Consider the following 16,758-nt stretch of genomic DNA (forward strand, 5'->3'; position numbering starts at 1 on the left):
GCTACGATGCGCGCTGCTTCAAGCCCGGAGAGCCCCGCATGACCCACACGCCTCGCGCCGCGCTCGCGGCCGTCGCCCTGGCGGCACTTGCCGCCACCCCTGCCTCCCACGCGCAAACCATGCGCTGCAAGAACGACCTGGCCCAGGTCGGCGACGCCAAGGCCGCGGTGCTGCACAAGTGCGGCGAACCGGTGCTGATGGACTCGTTCTGCAAACCGGTCGAGGCACTCAAAGGCCCGAACGCGCCGCGCCCCTCGGGCGTGTGCGAAACGGTGGACGAGTGGACCTACAACCCGGGCAGCGGCCAGTTCATGACCATCCTGCGCTTCGAGTCGGGCGCGCTGAAGTCCATCCGCTACGGCGACCGCGTGCGCTGAACGCGGCGGCCGTGATCAGGCGCCCAGCAGGTTCGACTTGAACAGCCGGCGCGTCAGGTCGCCCATGCTTTCGTGGATCACGTCCTTCGGCACTTCGGTCACGATGCGCTTGGCCACCTGCGGGCTGAACGCTTTGCGCAGCAAACCTAGAAATCGCGGCGCGGCCACGACGGTCAGCTCACTGAAGCGGCCCTCGCGTTCGCACAGGGTCAGGTAATCGGCCACCTGGCGGGCAAAGCGTGCCGCTTGGTGCGCCTCGGATTCGATGGCGGCCGACTCGGTGGCGTTGCCGCCCATGCGCGGGTCGTCACCGCTGCGCCGGCCGAGCGCGTCTCGGTGCCGTTCGCCCTCGCGCGCGTGGGCGCCGGGGTCGGTCATGGTCTCGACCTCTTCGAGGTCACCTGCGGGCTCGGGCAGGGACATGATGCGGGCGATGGCCTCGTCGGCCACCACCACCCATTGCTTGGTCGTCATGGAATCTCCTTCGCGGTTGGGGCACGCACGGCGGCGTGTTCGCGGTGTGTGCCACCGCTGCCGCGCGTCCGGTGCATGCCATGCCCGCGTTGCGGCAACGCACGTGCCCGGCCCTCAGCGCACGTCGGGCGAGGCCTGCGCGGCGCTGCGCTCGGGGGCTGTGGGCGGGGTGGGCGGCAGTTCGGGTGGAGGCTCGCCCGAGTCGCTCGATCGCAGCTCGCCGCCGAGTTCGGCGCGCAGGCGCGGCAGGGCCTGCGGGTACTCGCGCTGCATCAGGTCGATCAGCGCTTCGCGCACGGCGCAGCGCAGGTCCCAGTTCTGGCCCGACGAAGCCGAGCTGACCAGCAGGCGCAGCTGCATGCCGCGTTCGCTGTCGGTGTCGGTCACCTGCAAGAGGCACAGGCGCCGGTCCCAGTCGGGCGATGCCGCACAGGCACGCTGGGCGGCATCGCGCAGCGGCTGCAAAGGCATCGTGTAGTCCACCCGCAAGAAGACAGTGCCGATGATCTGCGCGCTGCTGCGCGTCCAGTTTTGAAACGGCTTCTCGACGAAGTACTGCAAGGGGATGATGAGCCGGCGCTCGTCCCAGATCTTCAGCACCACGTAGGCGCCGGTGATCTCTTCGACGCGACCCCATTCGCCTTCGACCACGAGCACGTCGTCGATGCGGATCGGTTGCGACAAGGCGATCTGCAGCCCCGCGATGAGGTTGCCAAACACTGGCCGGGCTGCGATGCCGGCCACCACGCCCGCGATGCCGGCCGAGGCCAGCAGGCTCGCGCCGACCTGCCGGGCGCCAGGGATGGTCATCAGCATGAAGGCCAGCCCGGCCACCAGCACAGCCCCCATCGCGATGCGCGAGAGCACGCGCGTCTGCGTCTGCACGCGGCGGGCGTGCAGGTTGTCGGCCACGTCCGCCGGGTGCAGCGCCACCACGCCATCGGCGAGGCCCCGCACGGCTGCCATCAGTCCCCAGGTCAGTGCGGCGATCAGCAACACGCCGTTGATGTGGCGCAGCGCGTTGATCGACGGCAGGTTGTTGGGCGCGCCTTGCCACACCAGCTGCAGCGCGATCAGCGGCAGCAGCAGCCGCGCGGGCCGGTCGATGCGTTGCAGCATCGCCGCCAGCAGGGGTGAGCGCAGCACCCGCCGCAGCACCGAGCGCGCGACGCGGTGCACGACGAGCGCCACGAGCACCGCGGCCAGCGCGGTACCCAGCATGGGCAGCCAGGGGCTGAGGTCGGGCCACATCCGCAACCGGTCCGTCACCATGCCTTGCGGTTCAGGGCGCGGGCGCGGCGAGCTTCACCACGTCGAAGGGCAAGAGCGGTGGCGGGGCCCGGCGCTTGTCGAGCTGGCCGTTGACGACCCACAGCCCGTCGCCCGCCCAAGCGGCGGTGGTCGGGTAGCGCAGGCGCGGGTCGCGCACGCGCAGCACCGTCTTGGCGCGGCGCCAGTTGCGCGCCAGCTCGACGGTGGCGACCTCGCCCTCGGCGTTGCGCAGCACGTGCAGTTGGTCGCCTCGCAGCACCAGGCCATCGCCGTGTGTCAGCGGCGCGTCGAGCGTCACTTCGCTGACGGCTTTGCTGCGGGTGTCGATGCGCCAGAGCTGGCCGGTGTTGGTCTGCACCGCGAGCAGCAAGCGGCCATCGGGGCTGGCGACGATGCCGTTGAAGTTGGTGCCGTTGTCGTAGCGCACCGGCGTGCGCGCGAGGTCGAGCCAGGGTTCGAGCGTGATCAGGGCCTCGTTGGCCACGTGCCGCGCGCGAAAGATCACCGGCCTCGCCGAGTCGGTGATGTAGACGTGCTCGGCGGTGATCGCCAGGTCGTTGATGAATCCCGCTGGCGAGGCGGGCGTCTTCAGCACGCGCAGCGTGCGCCCGTCGCGGCGATCGACCAGGGCCACGGTGCCGGTCGCCCCCCCGGCCACCCACAGGCGCTCGTGGGCGTCGAGCTGCAGGCCGAGCGCGACCTGCCGCCCAGGCGACCCACCCAGCGACAGGATTTCGGCCCGTGCACGCCCCGCGTCGAGGCGGTACAGGTGGCCCTCGGTCGACGAACCGACGTAGGCGGTGCCGCTTGCCACATGGAAGGCCACGCCCTCGGGGTAGGCGTTCGCCCCCGGCAGCGTGTGGCGCGTGGTCACCGGTGTCAGGCCGCCGGGCACGCCTGGCTCGATCAGCCCGCACAGCACGCGCGCACCCGAGTTGCCCGCCGGGTTGCTGTGGTGGTCGTCGGCCTTGTCGTGAACGATGAAGCTGCGCCCCAGCACCGAACGTGGCCCCTGGGCGAGACTGAGCCGGGCGGTGTTGAACGCGGCCTGTACCTTGCCTTCGGCGTCGGCCACGAGGTTGGGCAAGTCGCCCCCGTGCGCCTGCGCGGGCGGCAGTTCGGGGCCGCCATGGCGCTCGGTCTGCATCGGATCGAAGTGCGGCCCAGCCGCCCCGAAGGGCACCGGGTTGCCGGTGGCCGCGTCGGGGGCCGGCGCGCATTCGCCGTGCTTGTGCACATGGAAGCCATGCGGCCCGGGTGTGAGGCCGGTGGCGTTGACGCGCAACTCGACGCCGTCGCCGGCCCGCACGAGCATCACCCGCCCGGCGCTGCGACCCGCGGCGTCGCGCAATTCGGCGAAGGCGTTCTGCGCAGGCTCGGTCGCCACGGCGGCGGCGCTGCCGAGCGCGAGGGCCAGCGAGGCGCCCTGCCGCATCGCATGCATGGCCAGGCGGTGGAAGAAGGGGGATGCGTTCATGCGAAGCCTCTGTTTCACGGTCCGGCGAAGGTGACGCGGTAGATCACGCCGTTCTCGTCTTCGGCAATCAGCAAGGCACCGTCGTTGTCGATCGCCAGGCCGGCGACGCGCCCGAAGCGCGTGGGGCGCTTGCCGGAACCGGCCGCGGGCGGCTGCAGCCACCCGGTGATGAAGTCTTCGACCGCCGTGGGTCGGCCGCTGGCGTCGAAGCGCACGCGGGCGATCTTGTAGCCGCTGGGCTGCGAGCGGTTCCACGAACCGCGCAGCGCGACGAAGGCGTCGTGGCGGTGGTTGGCCGGAAACATGCGCCCCGTGTAGAAGACGAAGCCGATCGGCGCCGAATGGGCGGTGAGCGTCAAGGCCGGCGCTTCCGTAGCGGAGCAGAACTCGGCCTTGCTGGTGTTTGGCGGGTCGCCCTGGTTGTGCACATCGACCTGGCGGTTGCCGTAGCAGAAGGGCCAGCCGTAGTCGCGCGCGGCCTGCAGGTGGTTGAGCTCTTCGGGCGGCTGGTCGTCGCCGCGCCAGTCGCTGCCGTGGTCGAAGCCCCACAAGGCGCCGCTCTTGGGGTGCCAGCCGAAGCCGATGGTGTTGCGCAGGCCCCGCGCAAACACGGTGCGGGCCGCGCCATCGGGTGACACCACCAGCAGCGTGGCCGCCTCGGGGTTGGTTTCGCTGCAGGCATTGCAAGTCGAACCGACCGTCAGGTAGATCCTGCCGTCAGGACCGACCGCCACCGTGCGGTTGGGATGCTGCCCGGCGTCGGGCAGGTCGTCGAGCAGCGTGCTCGGCGGCCCGAGCGTGCCGTCGGGGCGCACTTCGGCCGCCAGCAGCTTCTTGTCGGTGACGATGTAGAGGCGCTGGTCCTTCAGCGCCAGGCCGTGCGCGAACTTGAGGTTCTGGGCGACGACCTTTTGCTCGTCGGCCACGCCATCGCGGTTGGTGTCGCGCAGCAGCAAGACGTCGCCTTGCTGGCGCCGCGAGACGTACAGGTCGCCATTGGGGGCCACCTGCATCCAGCGCACGTTCTGCAGGCCCCGGGCGAACACGGCGATGCGAAAACCCGGTGGCGCGCTGAGCTTGCCCAGCAGGTCGTCGTTGAAGGGCACCGGCGTCGGATCGAGCACGGTGCCGGTCGCGCTGGCGGGGCCGTCGCCCGGCGGAAGTTGCGCGAACGCCGGCGAGGGCGTCCCGATCAACGGGCCGGTCACACAGGCCAACAGCAAGGCGGCACACCCGGCGGTCAGCAGTCGGCGTCGTACAGGCAAGGTCGGCTCCCAGAAACGGTCTTGACCGGCGCCGGCAAATCACGCGCCCGGCTCAGCTCGCGGTGTCGCCGGGGAGGCCCTCTTCCTGCAGGTAGGCCGCCACATCGCCGGCGCTGGGGCCGACGATCTCGACGACGCGCGTGATCGCTTCTCGGCTGAAACCGAGGCGGTCCACCCAGTAGGCGAGGTCGTCGGGACGGTTCAGGTCCACATCCGGATGGGGCGGGCCAGGGGGCAGCGGCGGCACAGGCTCAAGCATGGACAGGGGCTCGGCAGGGCGACATGGGCAACGGCATAGCGGTATTCCTTCGCCCTACCCGCAAGTGGGGGACGCAAACGGGCTTTTGGCAAAGCGCATGCCTGCGTTACCCTTCGCGCCGGGAAGAGGGACACCTTCGGGACACACCGGAGGGGACCATAGGAGAGACCGACGGGCCACGCAGTCCGACGGCGTGGAGGGCCCGTGTCTCGACCCGAGAGCAGATCCTGGATCACCGGACACTGGAAAGGCTTCCTGCATGGAAGAGATCTTGCCCCTGCCTTTCGGCCACGCCTTGTTCGCGGCCGATCGCTCCCTGAATGTCAGCGCCGTTGCGGCGCACCACGAGCTGATGACCCTTTCGCTGGCCGGTCACGCCTATGGCGTGCCGCTGGGGTGTGTCGTTGACGTGCGCGACCCGCAACCGCCGGTTCAGTTGTTCAACCGCCCCGCGTGCATCATCGGTTCGCTGTGGGTCGCCGGCGAACACGCCCAGGTGATCGACCTGCGGCTCGCGCTGGGCCTGAAGCCCGAACGCGGCAGCCCTGGCGCCATCGTCGCCATCGACGTGGGCGAACGGGTCATCGGCGCGATGGTCGATGCCGTCGGCGATGTGCTCGCCCTGCCCTCCGAGCGCGTGGCCCCGGCCGACGCGACCAGCGGGCCTATCGAGCCACGCTTCCTGATCGGCGAGAGCCGCACACCACGCGGTCAGCCGCTCACCTTGCTCGACATGGTGAGCTGGATGCAGCACCTCAACGAGCTGTTCGAGATCACCTCGGCCTGAGCCGGCGGGCGCCGGCCGGCGTCACTGCACGCTGGCGGTCGCCCAGGCTTTGCGGATCAGGCGCCCGCAGCTTGCCGACTCGAAGCCGCTGCCGGCCATCGCCTCACGCGCCACGAGGCCGTAGGTCGTGCGCGAGGCATCCACCCAGGGGTAGAAACCGAACGCACCGGCGCTGCTGAAAGCGCCGTCGCCGACGCTCGGGTCGGTCTCGACCCAGTGGCCGATCGAGTAGCGCCACACCTCGTTGACGGGCGCCGGCGTGCGCACCGCCTGGGTCGGGCAGGCGACCGGGTTCGTGCAGACCGACTGGGTACCGAGTTGTGCCCCGAGTGCCAGGTCGCCGCGCAGCAGCTTGCGCAGAAAGCGCGCGTAGTCGGCCGGCGTGGTCACCATGCCGCCGGCCAGTTGCGGTTGCGAGAAGCCGAGAGAGATGTCGTTGCCAAGCAGGCGGCGCATTTCGCTCGCCAGCGCGGTGTTGTCGAAGGTGCCGAGCCCGTTGTCGGCCGCGTGCTTCTGCATGTGCCCGCCTGAGTAGAAGAACAGGCCCGCATGCTCGGGGTGGTAGACGTCGTTGTTCTGGTAGGCCGCGCACTGCGCCACCGTGTGCCCGGGCAGGCAGAACGAGAAATCGGTGTAGCCGCTGCGAAAGCTGAGCGCGGAGACGTCGCTGGCGCTCAGGCCCGCCGCGCCGCGCCGCTGGGCGACGTAGGCGCCGTACAGCCACTTCGACGCCGAGGCGATGTTCATCGACGAGTTGGCGTCGTACCCGGCCCCGACCGACCCCGAGGCGCGCGCCGCGTCGCGGTCGCCCAGCTCCCAATAGAACGGGCGGATGCTGGCGCAGGCATTCGTTGTGCTCTGCGCGGTGGCGGTGGCCGCGCTCACCCGTTGCGAGTCACCCGGGTCGAAGCCCCCGCTGCCGCTGCCGGCGTTGTCACCTCCGCCCCCGCACGCGGCGAGGCCAAAGACGGCGCATGTGGCCACGGTGAGGGCGGCGAGGCGGGGCGAGGCAGGCATGGAGATTCCCGGGTGAGACAGGCCGACGCAGCATGGCGACGGCCTTTGAAGCGCATGTTGCGCAATTGTCAGGAATCATTGCTGGCGCCGCCGCGCCCTACGCCGATGGGTGACAAAAAAGAGCGGGCACGGAGCTGACGCCCCGGCCCGCAACCCATGAAACCAACGTGCACCCGCAGCGAGGCGAGTACAAAAAAAAAGCGGCGCGCGCCAAGAACCGCGCGTACAGGGCCCGCGCTTGGCTCGACCTGGGCCGGCCGGGGTCGAGCGGTGGCGCTGCAAACGGGTCCGCGTGCGAGCACCGGCGCGGCGGCGTTCGACTGCCGGCCGTCGACCCGGGCGGCACGGATCGAGCGAAACGAAGGACCGAACGCGTGTCCGGCCCTTCGGCCCTTCGGCCTATCGCGCGGGCGCCGTGCCGACGCAGGCCCGCGTCGCTGCGAGCCCGGTGGCCTTGAGGGCAAATTTCTTCATCGTGTCTCCAGAGAGGGGTGAGTCCGGGAGGGGAACCGGTGCCATCTGCGCCGGCCGCCTGCCGCCGCATCTCGCCTCGGTGCTGGTGGCGGTGCGACCGGTGCCGTGCCCGAGTGCCGCTGTGTTCGCTGAACCAGTGCCGCCATTGTTTCGAGGCGGCCATTTTTGGGTACCGGCGGATTCCTAACGCGCATGTACAAGCGGCGAGGCCGGATTTCGTGATAAGGCGGCACGCACCCCGGGCTAACCCGAGGGGCGTGTCAGGCCACGCGAGCGGCGGTTAAGCTGTGCCGCGCCGGACGCCCCACACCGGCTCACCGACGATCAAACAAAGACAGACCCGGAAGAGACAAGCCATGTTCGACAAACTTTCCACCCCCCACTACGCGGCCATCGGCGCCGGCGCGGCCGTGCTGGTCGGCCTGGCCTTCTGGCTGGCGCCTGAGCCGGCCCCCGAGGCCCCCGCCAGCGAAGTGATCGCCGCGGCTCCCCCGGGCAGCAGCGGCACGTCCTTGCCGGCATCGCGAGCGGCCTCAGGCGTCTCGGGCGGCATCGACCCGATGAGCACGAAGTTCGACCCGGCCCGGCTGTTCGAGATCGGCTACGCCGGCGGGCTGCGCATCGACAGCGAGACGCAGGGCAAGCTGGACCAGATCCTCTCGGAGATCGGCGAACAACCGACCGATGCCGACATGGCCAAGCTCGAACGCGCGCTGCGCGAAGGCCTGCCGCGTGAAGACGCCGAGAAGGCCATCAAGCTGGTCAAGGGCTACAAGAACTACGTGGGCGCCACGCGCGAGGACCTGACGACGCACGGCATCCCGGCCGGGCGCGACGCGGTGGACGCGATGTTCCAGCGCATGCAGGCCAACCAGGCGCGCAACTTCGACCCCGCGACCTCGCAGGCGCTGTTCGGCGAAGAGATGCGGGTGGGCCGCCTGGTGATGGAGGCCGCGCTCGTCGAGCAAGACCCCAACCTCAGCTACGACCAGAAGAAGCAGCGCCTCGACGAACTGCGCGCGCAGTTGCCCGAGAACAAGCGCAACTCGATCGTCGAGCCGGCCAAGCCTGAGGGTGCGGCCAGCGCACCGGCGCAGTGAGCTTGCGGCAAGGCCTGGCGCGCGGCACGGCGCCGGGCCTTGCCGCCGATCGAGGGATCGATCAGGCGCTCAGAAGTACAGCACGACGACTTCGCTGACCACGCCGTCGCTGATGACCGGAATCGCCGCCAGCGAACCCAGGTCGGCGGCCACGGCCGCCGCGCCCAGCGGCGAGGCCTCGCCGGCCGTGTTGGGCACCAGCGCTGGCACGCCGCTGGCGAAGACGCGGCCCAGCACGCCGGCGGATTCGCCGCTGCCGCCTTCGGCCAGCGCCACCGAAGCCGGCTTGTCGGCCAGGGCGCCGGCGCTTTCGCAGTAGCCGAAGACGCGGTCGAGCCGGCTGCGCGCGGCGTCGGGCGCCCAGCACTCGACGCGCCGGGCGATCGGCGTGGCGGTGGCCGACAGGAAGGCCATCACGTAGGTTTCGCGGGTGCGGGTCGCACACGGCAGGGCCAGCCCGCGCTGCAGGCCGGCGCCGGTGGCGTCGCTTGCCCGCAGAAAACCGCGCGCCTGGCCGAGTTCTTTCATGAAGACGGCCTCGCCGCGCTGCCAGGCCATGCCCGGCAAGCCGGCGCCGCGCGGCAGGAAGGTGTCGCGCGACAGCGATTCGAAGTCTTGCGAGGTGCTGCCGTAATAGCCTTCGGCCAGCGTCATGTCGGTGGACACCCGCGGGTCGTTGCGCCACAGCTCGATGGCGCCGGTGTGCGCCTCGGCATCGCCGCAGAACATCACCAGCACGGCCGTCAGCACCTCGTCTTTGAAGATCGGCAGCGCGATCGCGCAGGTGAAGCCAGCGTCTTGCGCGGCGGCCGTGCGACGGAAGTACGAGCCCTCGAACTGCTTGAGCAGCAGCGGGTGACCTTCGTCCCAGGCCCGCCCCGGCAGGCCTTCGCCGCGCCCGAAGCACAGGGTGCGGCTCAACGCACCAAACTGGGTTGCCGAGCCGTAGAGCCCGGTGCTGAATTCAAGCAGGGTGCCGTCGGCACTCGGGGTCCAGGCTTCGATGGCCCGGATGAAGGTTTTCATGGGTTCTTCTCTCTCTCAGGTGACGGGGCGCGGCGGCGATTCACCACACCGTCTGGCTGGCTCGCCGCTGGCAGCAGCCAGCGGTGCAAGTTGCGGGCCGCACCGACTTCGTGCGCGTCGCGCCCCATCTGAGAGAGCGCTCAGCGCGAGGTGACGCTGTAGCTGCTGACGCTGAAGTTCGAGCCGCCCGAGGCGGTGGAGGTGATCTCGAAGCCGTACTGCACGTCGCCGACCATCACGTCGCCCATCCAGTTTCTGGCGCGCAGCCAGTTGAGGACCGCCTTCACGTCGATGGTCACGTTGTTGGTCTTGGTGGTGCGCTGGAACGAATACACCTGGTTGGCGCCGTTGTAGCCGCGGTAGATGTTCCAGGTCGAGCCGCCCACGGTGACGTTGCGGAAGACCGGCACCGCGTTGCCATTGACGTCGTAGCTCGACGAGATCGGCTTGACGTTGCCACCGCCGGTGGGGGTGCCGGTGTAGTTGAGCCACAGCATGATTTCGTACTGGTGGTCCACGTCCCAGATGTCGAAGGTCGAGGCCCAGGCTCCGCCGACCGGCGTAGTCGCGCGCACGGTGGCGGTCAAGGTGCCGAGGGCGCTGATGCGCTTGCCGATGGCGCGGGTGACGTTGGGGTACGACTTGATGCCGCCGGTGGCCGGGTGGTTGGCCCACACGCCCCAGTTGCTGTACGAGTTGGCCCAGATGGTCTGCGGGCCGAAGCCGCTGCCCCAGATGTTGTTGTAGAGCGTGTAGCCGCCTTGGGTCCAAGTGCCCCAGCGGTCGCTGGACTGCCAGGTGGCAGCGTTCGCCCACAGCGGCATCGCGGCGAGCGCGAGCATGGCGCCGGCGCGGCGCAGGAAGGTGCGTTTCATGATTTGTCTCCTGTCGTTGTTGGTGTCGTTCCGCGCCCACCGGACCCCTGCGGGCCGCAGACGCGCCGAAGGGGGCCGAAGCCCCCTTCTTGATGCTGCCCCGCGATGCGCTGCCGGTCATCCGGGTCAACGCGCAGCGCGGCCAAGGCTCACTGGTCGAGCCGCACCGTGTACTCGAGCACGTTGCCCCAGATGGGCTGGTAGTTGCAGCCGGTGGGTTGCAGGTTCCACGAGAGGATGGAGCGCGCGCGGCGCGGTTGGCCGCTCATCGGCTGCACCAGCGGCAGGTTCTGCGTCGCGTTGGCCACCACCGCGAACTGCCACGGCGGGTTGAACGCGCTGTTGGACAGGTGCACGCTGTCCACCCCGACCGGGCGGAAGTTGCCGGCCGGGTCGGCCACGCAATGCAGCACGTATTCGCGGCTGCCGGGCAGCGGCGAGGGACCGAAGCCGAAACGCTGCTTGACCTTCACCGGGCAGGCGAAGCTGCGGCGTTGCGGGTCGTAGCCACAGCAGGGCATCTCTTCGTAGAAGAGGCTGCCCACGTAGGCCACGCGGGCGCCGCACTGCCGGGCCGCGACGAAGAACGGGTCGGTCGGCAGGATCAAGGCCGCGTCTTGCGTCGCGCACGATTTGTACTGGTCGTACAGGCTGGCCTGCAGCCGCAGCTGTTCGGCCTCGCTGAGCTGGGCGGCGCCTTCGAGCGCCTTGGCGACCTCGGCCTTCACCGCGTCGCCACAAGTCGTGGTCGATTGCGCCTGGGCCGAGAGCGTGGCCCCGAGGGCCAGCACCGTGGTGACGATGCCTTGCGTGAGGGTCTTGAGCAGTGTGTTCATGTGTACCTCCTGAGGTGTGATGGTGTGTGCGCCCCGTGATGGCTCACGGCGAAGGCGCGAAGTCACTGTTCACCTCGGCCACCCGCCGCACAAGACGCCGGCTAGGGAGGCGCCAGGACGACTTAGGGGCCCGCACCGCGCAAGCTAGGGACCCGCGGCGGCCTCGAGGAGCGTGCATATGCCGCGGGATCGCGGTGCACGTGAGCGCCCAAGCCCCCACGGCCGGCGAGCCGCTTGGTGCAATGACAAGGTCGCCGCCCGATTCAACTGTCCCCGATGAAATCGCTCAAACACACGCTCACGCTGTTGATCGCCGCGGGCATCGCCGCCGCCGGCCTGCTGGCTGCCGCCACGCTGTGGGGCGAACACGAAAGCGGCACCGCCGCACGCCACACCTTCATCGCCAAGGACGTGACGGCCGACATCCTGCCGCCGCCCATGTACCTGATCGAGCTGCGGCTGGTGCTCTCGCAGGTGGTCGAAGGCACGCTGCCGGCCGAGCGCGCGCGCGCCGAGGCCGAGCGCCTCCGCAAGGAATACGAGGCCCGCGTCGTCTACTGGCAGGCCAACCCGCCGCTCGGGCTCGAAACCCACCTGCTGGGCCCGCAGCACGAAGCCGCACTGCGTTTCATTGGCGAAGCGCGCGGCGTGCTCGACGCCGCCGCGGCCGGCGACCGCACCTTGGCCGGCGAACGCCTGCAACGCGCCCACACGGCCTACCTCGCGCACCGCGCGGGCGTGGACCAGACCGTGCAGGCCTCGACCACCTTCGCCGAGCGCTCGATCGCATCGTTCGAAGCCACCGGCCGCACCGTGTGGTGGGCGGCCGGCGGCCTCTTCGTCGGCACGACCGGCCTGCTGGTGCTGCTGGGCGCGTGGGCGCGGCGCAGCGTGTGGGCCGCCACCGGCGGCGAGCCCGCGCAGGCAGCCGAGGTGGCCAACGCGGTGGCGCGTGGCGACCTGGGCGTGCGCGTGCCGGTGCGCCCCGGCGACCAGGCCAGCGTGATGGCCGCGATGGCCCGCATGTGCGACAGCCTCTCGCAGATCGTGGGCACCGTGCGCGCCAGTTCAGACCACATCGCCACCGGCTCGGCCGAGATCGCGATGGGCAACACCGACCTGTCGCAGCGCACCGAAGAGCAGGCCGCGCACCTGCAACAGACCGCCTCGTCGATGACGCAGATCACCGAGAACGTGGCCCACAACGCCGACACTGCCCGGCAGGCGGCACAACTGGCGCGCGACGCCAGTGCCGTGGCGGCGCAGGGCGGCGAGGTGGTCGGCCAGGTGGTGGCGACCATGGGCGACATCAGCGAAAGCTCGCGGCAGATCGCCGACATCACCGGGCTGATCGACAGCATCGCCTTCCAGACCAACATCCTCGCGCTCAACGCCGCCGTCGAAGCCGCGCGGGCCGGCGAACAGGGGCGCGGCTTCGCCGTGGTGGCGAGCGAGGTGCGCTCGCTGGCCCAGCGCTGCGCGCAGGCCGCCAAAGAGATCAAGACCCTGATCAGCACCAGCGTCGAGAAGGTCGAGCACGGCACCCGCCTGGCCAACGACGCAGGCGCGACCATGGGCCAGATCGTCGGCCGCGTGCACGAGGTGAGCGAGATGCTCTCGCGCATCAGCACCAGCACCGGCGAGCAGACGCAGGGCATCGGCCAGGTGAGCAGCGCCATGGGCCAGCTCGAACAGGCCACGCAGCAGAACGCCGCGCTGGTCGAACAGTCGGCCGCCGCTGCCGCGAGCCTGCGTCAGCAGGCCGAGCGCCTGTCCGAGGTGGTGAGCCGCTTCCGCTTCGCGGCCTGAGGGACGAAGCGCCGGTCCATCAAGACGCGTTCGGCAGCGGCAGCACCGCCGTCACGAACTGCGAGGCCACGCGCGGGTCGTCGGCGTCGGTGACCATTTCCAGCCGCACACGCGGGCCGTCGAGCGCGGCGCACAGGCCTTCGACCTTCCACTGGCCTTCGAGCGCGGCCATGGTGCGCAAGCCGCCATCGGCCCCGACCACCCCCACCACCGAGCCCGCGCAGGCGCCATCGAGGTAGGCATCGGCCGTGTTCTCGGCGACCGCGCTGAAGGCCCAGCCGCCATCGGCCAGCGCCGTGCCGTCGGTGAAGCCGAGCGGCACGCCGCCCACGTCGCCCAAGGCCATGAATTCGATGCTGCGCAGCTGCGGCGCGGCCGCCTGCGGGTCGGCCAGCCAGCGCTGCCACTCGGCCAGGCCGTAGGCGAGGCAGGCGTTGCGGGCGTCGCCCTTGTTGCCGCGTTGAAGCAGGCGCAGTTCGTCGCCCAGCACGAAGCCGCCTTCGATGTTGAGCGTCTTGAAGCTCGACTCCAGCGGCGCATACAGCGGCGAGAGGTCGAGGTCGCGCACGGTCTCATCGGGCCGGCCCTGGGTGCCCAGCGGCAGCAGCGCCGCACGCCGTCGGTTGGCCTTCGAGCCCGATCCCAACGCGAGCAGCGCACCGTCGGGTGCATCGGGTGTGGGCGGCAGTACCAGCAGCGCTTCGAGGTCGGGCTTGAGCGCCTTGCGGGCCGATTTCGACTCGGGCAGGTCGCCCTGCCACAGCCGCAACAGCTGCACGGGCGCTTCATCGTCGTCGCCGTCGAAGCACCCGAGGTGGTGTTCGTCGTCGGACACCACGTAATAACGGCCCCGGTGCTGCACCAGCCCGCTCGCGGCGCTCAGGTGGCGCTGCCCGCGCGGGTGTTGGTTTTCGCTCAGGTGAAGGCTGCGGCGATGGTGAACGGTGAGCATGCCGGGCGGGTCTCGGTCGTGAAGAAAAGGACGCGAAGGGTAAGCTCGCACGATCCTGCCATGCCCCCGTGGAAGCCCCGACCATGACCCTCACCGAACTGTTGGGCATTGACATGCCGCTGATCCAGGCACCGATGGCCGGCGTGCAAGGCAGCGCGATGGCCATCGCCGTCAGCGAAGCCGGCGCGCTGGGCTCGCTGCCCTGCGCAATGCTCACGCCCGACGGCTTGCGCCAAGAGTTGAATGCAATCGCTGCGCAGACACGGCGGCCGGTCAACGTCAACTTCTTCTGCCATGTGCCACCCGAGCCCGATGCCGCCCACGAGGCCCGCTGGCGCGAGGCCTTGTCGCCTTACTTCGCCGAGTTCGGCATCGATGCGGCGCAAATTCCCGCCGGACCGGGGCGCGCACCCTTCACTCAACAATCGGCCGAGTTGCTGGAGGCCTTTCGCCCGCGGGTCGTGAGCTTCCATTTCGGCCTGCCCGACCCTGCGCTGCTGGGGCGCGTGCGTGCCTGGGGCGCGAAGGTGCTGGCGTCGGCCACCACGGTCGATGAAGCACGCTGGCTCGAAGCGCAGGGGGTCGATGCGGTCATCGCGCAGGGGCTGGAAGCGGGCGGGCACCGCGGCCACTTCCTGAGCGACGACCTGTCGCAGCAGATGGGCACCTTCGCGCTCTTGCCGCAGCTCGTGCGCGCGCTGCGGGTGCCGGTGATCGCCGCTGGCGGCATTGCCGACGCGGCCGGTGTGGCCGCCGCGATGGCCCTGGGCGCCGCCGGCGTGCAGGTCGGCACCGCCTACCTGCTGTGCCCCGAGGCCACGACCAGCGCCCTGCACCGCGCCGCCTTGCAAAGCGATGCCGCCCGGCACACCGCGCTGACCCGGCTGTTCACCGGCCGGCCGGCGCGCGGCATCGTGAACCGCCTGATGCGCGAACTGGGCCCGCTGAACGACGCAGCACCGGCCTTTCCGCTGGCCACTGCGGCCATCGCCCCGCTGCGCGCGAAGGCCGAGGCGCTGGGCTCGGGCGACTTCTCGCCGCTGTGGTCGGGGCAGAACGCCTGCGGCTGCAAAGCCCTTCCTGCCGCCGAACTGACCCGCGAACTGGCGCGCGGCTTCGCGTGAAGGTCACGCCAGTCGCGCCGGTCGAGGCCGCGCCGCGCGTGGCTGGGCTCGACGCGCTGAAGGGCGCCACCGTCGTGCTGGTCGTGCTGCACCACGCGGCCATCACCTATGGCGGCGCGGGCGGCTGGTTCTACCGCGAGGTGGCGACGAGCGAGCGCGTGTCGTCGCTGCTGCTGAGCTACTTCTGCACGGTGAACCAGGCATGGTTCATGGGCCTGTTCTTCTTGATCGCGGGTTACTTCACACCGCCAGCGCTGGCGCGCAAAGGCACAGCCGCCTTCATGCGCGACTGTCTGCTGCGGCTCGGCCTGCCGTTGCTGGTGTTCGGACTCGTGCTCGGTCCGGTCAGCGCCGCGATGGTGCAGGCGCGCGCGGGGGACGGGTTCATCGAGGCGCTGCTCGGCGCTTGGCAGCGTGGGGCATTCATCAGCGGGCCGCTGTGGTTTGCGCAGGCCTTGCTGGTGTTCTCGCTCGGCGCTTGGCTGTGGCAACGCGTGCACCCGTGGAACGGCTTGGCGCCAGCCCACACAGTCGGCTTTCCGTCTGACGTGGCCCTGCTCGGTGCAGCCCTTGCCTGCGGGGCGGTGGCTTTCGTGTTGCGGCTGTGGTGGCCCATCGACCAGCCGGTGGGCGGACTGCTGCTCGGCTACTTTGCAGGTTATGTGCTGCTGTTCGCCGTGGGGTGCATGGCAGCTCGGCGGGGGTGGTCGCTGCTGCCGCCGCCTGCGCTCGCCCGCCGTTGGCGGCGTGTGGCGTGGATCGCGTTGCCGGTGTTCGGCCTGGTCGTGCTGCTGGCGCCGCACGTGCCCGGGCTCGATGGGCGGCCGCAGGGCGGCGCATCCTTCCTTGCGCTGACCTACGCGCTGTGGGAGCCCTTTGTCGCCTGGGGCGTGATCCTCGCGCTGCTGCGGTGGTTCCAGACACGCATCGACGTCACCCGAGCGCTGTGGCATGGACTGGGGCGGCGCGCCTATGCGGTCTACGTGATTCACACGCCGGTGCTGGTGGGGGTGGCGCTCGCGTGGCGCGAGGTGGCGGCGGCGCCGCTGCTGAAGTTCGCCGTGACGGGCGCGCTCGGCTGCGCGATCAGCTTCTGGCTCGCCGGCTGGTTGCTGCGCGTGCCGGGCGTGCGGCGCGTGTTGTAAGCCGCAACGCTGCGGCGCCCTTCAGGCACCCATGAGTTGCAGCACCACCTGCCGCTCGTGGGCGCGCAGCCGGTGCTCGTAGAGGTAGATGCCCTGCCAGGTGCCGAGTGCGAGCCGGCCCTGCATCAGCGGAACGGCCAGGTGCGTCTGCGTCAACGCCGCGCGCACATGCGCGGGCATGTCGTCCGGGCCTTCCTGCGTGTGCTCGAAGAGAGCGTCGCCATCGCGCACGAGCCGTGCGAAGAAACGTTCGAGGTCACGCAGCACCTCGGGGTCGGCGTTTTCCTGGATCAACAGGCTGGCGGACGTGTGGCGCACGAAGACGGTCAGCAAGCCGTCGTTCAGGCCAGTGCCGGCCACCCAGTCGCTGACGCGGGACGTGAATTCGACCAGGCCCCGTCCGCGCGTGCGCAGCGTCAAGGTGGTGGAGGCGAGGCTCAGCACGGGGTCTTCCGCAGAGTGTTCGTGGCGCCGGCGCAAGGGCACGTT

At 70.3% G+C, this 16,758-nt stretch carries 17 protein-coding genes; 6 read left to right on the forward strand and 11 right to left on the reverse strand.

What is annotated here, in order from left to right:
- Window positions 1-38 precede the first annotated feature (38 nt).
- On the forward strand, window positions 39-377 hold the full coding sequence (locus tag AC1KAT_RS06575; RefSeq protein ID WP_480323978.1) for a DUF2845 domain-containing protein: 339 nt from the start codon (window positions 39-41) through the stop codon (window positions 375-377).
- 15 nt (window positions 378-392) lie between these two features.
- On the opposite strand, the gene AC1KAT_RS06580 is transcribed toward AC1KAT_RS06575, so the two are convergent.
- From AC1KAT_RS06580 to AC1KAT_RS06600, 5 genes are all read right to left on the reverse strand, one after another.
- Window positions 393-851, reverse strand: coding sequence for a host attachment protein (locus AC1KAT_RS06580; RefSeq protein WP_480323980.1), 459 nt, complete (start codon window positions 849-851; stop codon window positions 393-395).
- A gap of 114 nt (window positions 852-965) precedes the next feature.
- The gene (locus tag AC1KAT_RS06585) at window positions 966-2,102 is read right to left on the reverse strand and encodes a mechanosensitive ion channel family protein (protein WP_480323982.1); all 1,137 of its coding nucleotides are present in this window, start codon (window positions 2,100-2,102) and stop codon (window positions 966-968) included.
- A 31-nt stretch (window positions 2,103-2,133) separates the two neighbouring features.
- Window positions 2,134-3,600: a superoxide dismutase family protein gene (locus AC1KAT_RS06590; protein WP_480323984.1), complete on the reverse strand. Its 1,467-nt coding sequence runs from the start codon at window positions 3,598-3,600 to the stop codon at window positions 2,134-2,136.
- A gap of 14 nt (window positions 3,601-3,614) precedes the next feature.
- Window positions 3,615-4,865: a PQQ-dependent sugar dehydrogenase gene (locus tag AC1KAT_RS06595; protein WP_480323985.1), complete on the reverse strand. Its 1,251-nt coding sequence runs from the start codon at window positions 4,863-4,865 to the stop codon at window positions 3,615-3,617.
- Window positions 4,866-4,917: 52 nt separating this feature from the next.
- Window positions 4,918-5,124: a DUF3606 domain-containing protein gene (locus AC1KAT_RS06600; protein WP_480323987.1), complete on the reverse strand. Its 207-nt coding sequence runs from the start codon at window positions 5,122-5,124 to the stop codon at window positions 4,918-4,920.
- A gap of 259 nt (window positions 5,125-5,383) precedes the next feature.
- Here AC1KAT_RS06600 and AC1KAT_RS06605 point away from each other — a divergent pair, with 259 nt between their 5' ends.
- Entirely contained in the window at window positions 5,384-5,911 is a 528-nt protein-coding gene (locus tag AC1KAT_RS06605; RefSeq protein WP_480323989.1) for a chemotaxis protein CheW, read from the forward strand.
- Between the two features lie 21 nt (window positions 5,912-5,932).
- On the opposite strand, the gene AC1KAT_RS06610 is transcribed toward AC1KAT_RS06605, so the two are convergent.
- On the reverse strand, window positions 5,933-6,928 hold the full coding sequence (locus AC1KAT_RS06610; RefSeq protein WP_480323991.1) for a hypothetical protein: 996 nt from the start codon (window positions 6,926-6,928) through the stop codon (window positions 5,933-5,935).
- 830 nt (window positions 6,929-7,758) lie between these two features.
- On the opposite strand from AC1KAT_RS06610, the gene AC1KAT_RS06615 reads away from it, so the two are divergent.
- Complete coding sequence (locus AC1KAT_RS06615; RefSeq protein WP_480323993.1) at window positions 7,759-8,502, forward strand: lipase secretion chaperone; 744 nt, start codon at window positions 7,759-7,761, stop codon at window positions 8,500-8,502.
- 69 nt (window positions 8,503-8,571) lie between these two features.
- Here the strand turns inward: AC1KAT_RS06615 and AC1KAT_RS06620 are convergent, their stop codons facing one another.
- From AC1KAT_RS06620 to AC1KAT_RS06630, 3 genes are all read right to left on the reverse strand, one after another.
- On the reverse strand, window positions 8,572-9,528 hold the full coding sequence (locus AC1KAT_RS06620; protein ID WP_480323995.1) for a GAF domain-containing protein: 957 nt from the start codon (window positions 9,526-9,528) through the stop codon (window positions 8,572-8,574).
- A gap of 140 nt (window positions 9,529-9,668) precedes the next feature.
- Window positions 9,669-10,403 (reverse strand): GH12 family glycosyl hydrolase domain-containing protein, encoded by a 735-nt coding sequence (locus tag AC1KAT_RS06625; protein WP_480323997.1) that lies wholly within the window; start codon window positions 10,401-10,403, stop codon window positions 9,669-9,671.
- A gap of 149 nt (window positions 10,404-10,552) precedes the next feature.
- Window positions 10,553-11,239 carry a hypothetical protein gene (locus tag AC1KAT_RS06630; RefSeq protein ID WP_480323999.1) on the reverse strand — a complete coding sequence of 229 codons (687 nt, stop codon included), beginning with the start codon at window positions 11,237-11,239 and terminating at the stop codon, window positions 10,553-10,555.
- Window positions 11,240-11,515: 276 nt separating this feature from the next.
- On the opposite strand from AC1KAT_RS06630, the gene AC1KAT_RS06635 reads away from it, so the two are divergent.
- Window positions 11,516-13,048, forward strand: a complete 1,533-nt coding sequence (locus tag AC1KAT_RS06635) for a methyl-accepting chemotaxis protein (protein WP_480324001.1) — start codon at window positions 11,516-11,518, stop codon at window positions 13,046-13,048.
- A gap of 19 nt (window positions 13,049-13,067) precedes the next feature.
- On the opposite strand, the gene AC1KAT_RS06640 is transcribed toward AC1KAT_RS06635, so the two are convergent.
- Window positions 13,068-14,000: a DUF6929 family protein gene (locus tag AC1KAT_RS06640; RefSeq protein ID WP_480324003.1), complete on the reverse strand. Its 933-nt coding sequence runs from the start codon at window positions 13,998-14,000 to the stop codon at window positions 13,068-13,070.
- A gap of 83 nt (window positions 14,001-14,083) precedes the next feature.
- On the opposite strand from AC1KAT_RS06640, the gene AC1KAT_RS06645 reads away from it, so the two are divergent.
- Both AC1KAT_RS06645 and AC1KAT_RS06650 read left to right on the forward strand, forming a co-directional pair.
- Complete coding sequence (locus AC1KAT_RS06645) at window positions 14,084-15,124, forward strand: NAD(P)H-dependent flavin oxidoreductase (RefSeq protein WP_480324005.1); 1,041 nt, start codon at window positions 14,084-14,086, stop codon at window positions 15,122-15,124.
- Window positions 15,121-16,269 (forward strand): acyltransferase family protein, encoded by a 1,149-nt coding sequence (locus AC1KAT_RS06650; protein WP_480324007.1) that lies wholly within the window; start codon window positions 15,121-15,123, stop codon window positions 16,267-16,269. The genes AC1KAT_RS06645 and AC1KAT_RS06650 overlap by 4 nt, the downstream gene beginning before the upstream one ends.
- 21 nt (window positions 16,270-16,290) lie before the next feature.
- Here AC1KAT_RS06650 and AC1KAT_RS06655 read toward each other — a convergent pair whose 3' ends face one another.
- Complete coding sequence (locus AC1KAT_RS06655) at window positions 16,291-16,710, reverse strand: secondary thiamine-phosphate synthase enzyme YjbQ (protein ID WP_480324319.1); 420 nt, start codon at window positions 16,708-16,710, stop codon at window positions 16,291-16,293.
- Window positions 16,711-16,758: the final 48 nt, after the last annotated feature.

This window comes from Piscinibacter sp. PDB5-1 (assembly GCF_056676035.1).

Bases quoted from the DNA above. Each gene is read 5' to 3' on its own strand.
- AC1KAT_RS06575 (WP_480323978.1), top strand. From the start codon at position 39: ATGACCCACACGCCTCGCGCCGCGCTCGCGGCCGTCGCCCTGGCGGCA.
- AC1KAT_RS06580 (WP_480323980.1), bottom strand. From the start codon at position 851: ATGACGACCAAGCAATGGGTGGTGGTGGCCGACGAGGCCATCGCCCGC.
- AC1KAT_RS06585 (WP_480323982.1), bottom strand. From the start codon at position 2,102: ATGTGGCCCGACCTCAGCCCCTGGCTGCCCATGCTGGGTACCGCGCTG.
- AC1KAT_RS06590 (WP_480323984.1), bottom strand. From the start codon at position 3,600: ATGAACGCATCCCCCTTCTTCCACCGCCTGGCCATGCATGCGATGCGG.
- AC1KAT_RS06600 (WP_480323987.1), bottom strand. From the start codon at position 5,124: ATGCTTGAGCCTGTGCCGCCGCTGCCCCCTGGCCCGCCCCATCCGGAT.
- AC1KAT_RS06605 (WP_480323989.1), top strand. From the start codon at position 5,384: ATGGAAGAGATCTTGCCCCTGCCTTTCGGCCACGCCTTGTTCGCGGCC.
- AC1KAT_RS06610 (WP_480323991.1), bottom strand. From the start codon at position 6,928: ATGCCTGCCTCGCCCCGCCTCGCCGCCCTCACCGTGGCCACATGCGCC.
- AC1KAT_RS06615 (WP_480323993.1), top strand. From the start codon at position 7,759: ATGTTCGACAAACTTTCCACCCCCCACTACGCGGCCATCGGCGCCGGC.
- AC1KAT_RS06620 (WP_480323995.1), bottom strand. From the start codon at position 9,528: ATGAAAACCTTCATCCGGGCCATCGAAGCCTGGACCCCGAGTGCCGAC.
- AC1KAT_RS06625 (WP_480323997.1), bottom strand. From the start codon at position 10,403: ATGAAACGCACCTTCCTGCGCCGCGCCGGCGCCATGCTCGCGCTCGCC.
- AC1KAT_RS06630 (WP_480323999.1), bottom strand. From the start codon at position 11,239: ATGAACACACTGCTCAAGACCCTCACGCAAGGCATCGTCACCACGGTG.
- AC1KAT_RS06635 (WP_480324001.1), top strand. From the start codon at position 11,516: ATGAAATCGCTCAAACACACGCTCACGCTGTTGATCGCCGCGGGCATC.
- AC1KAT_RS06640 (WP_480324003.1), bottom strand. From the start codon at position 14,000: ATGCTCACCGTTCACCATCGCCGCAGCCTTCACCTGAGCGAAAACCAA.
- AC1KAT_RS06645 (WP_480324005.1), top strand. From the start codon at position 14,084: ATGACCCTCACCGAACTGTTGGGCATTGACATGCCGCTGATCCAGGCA.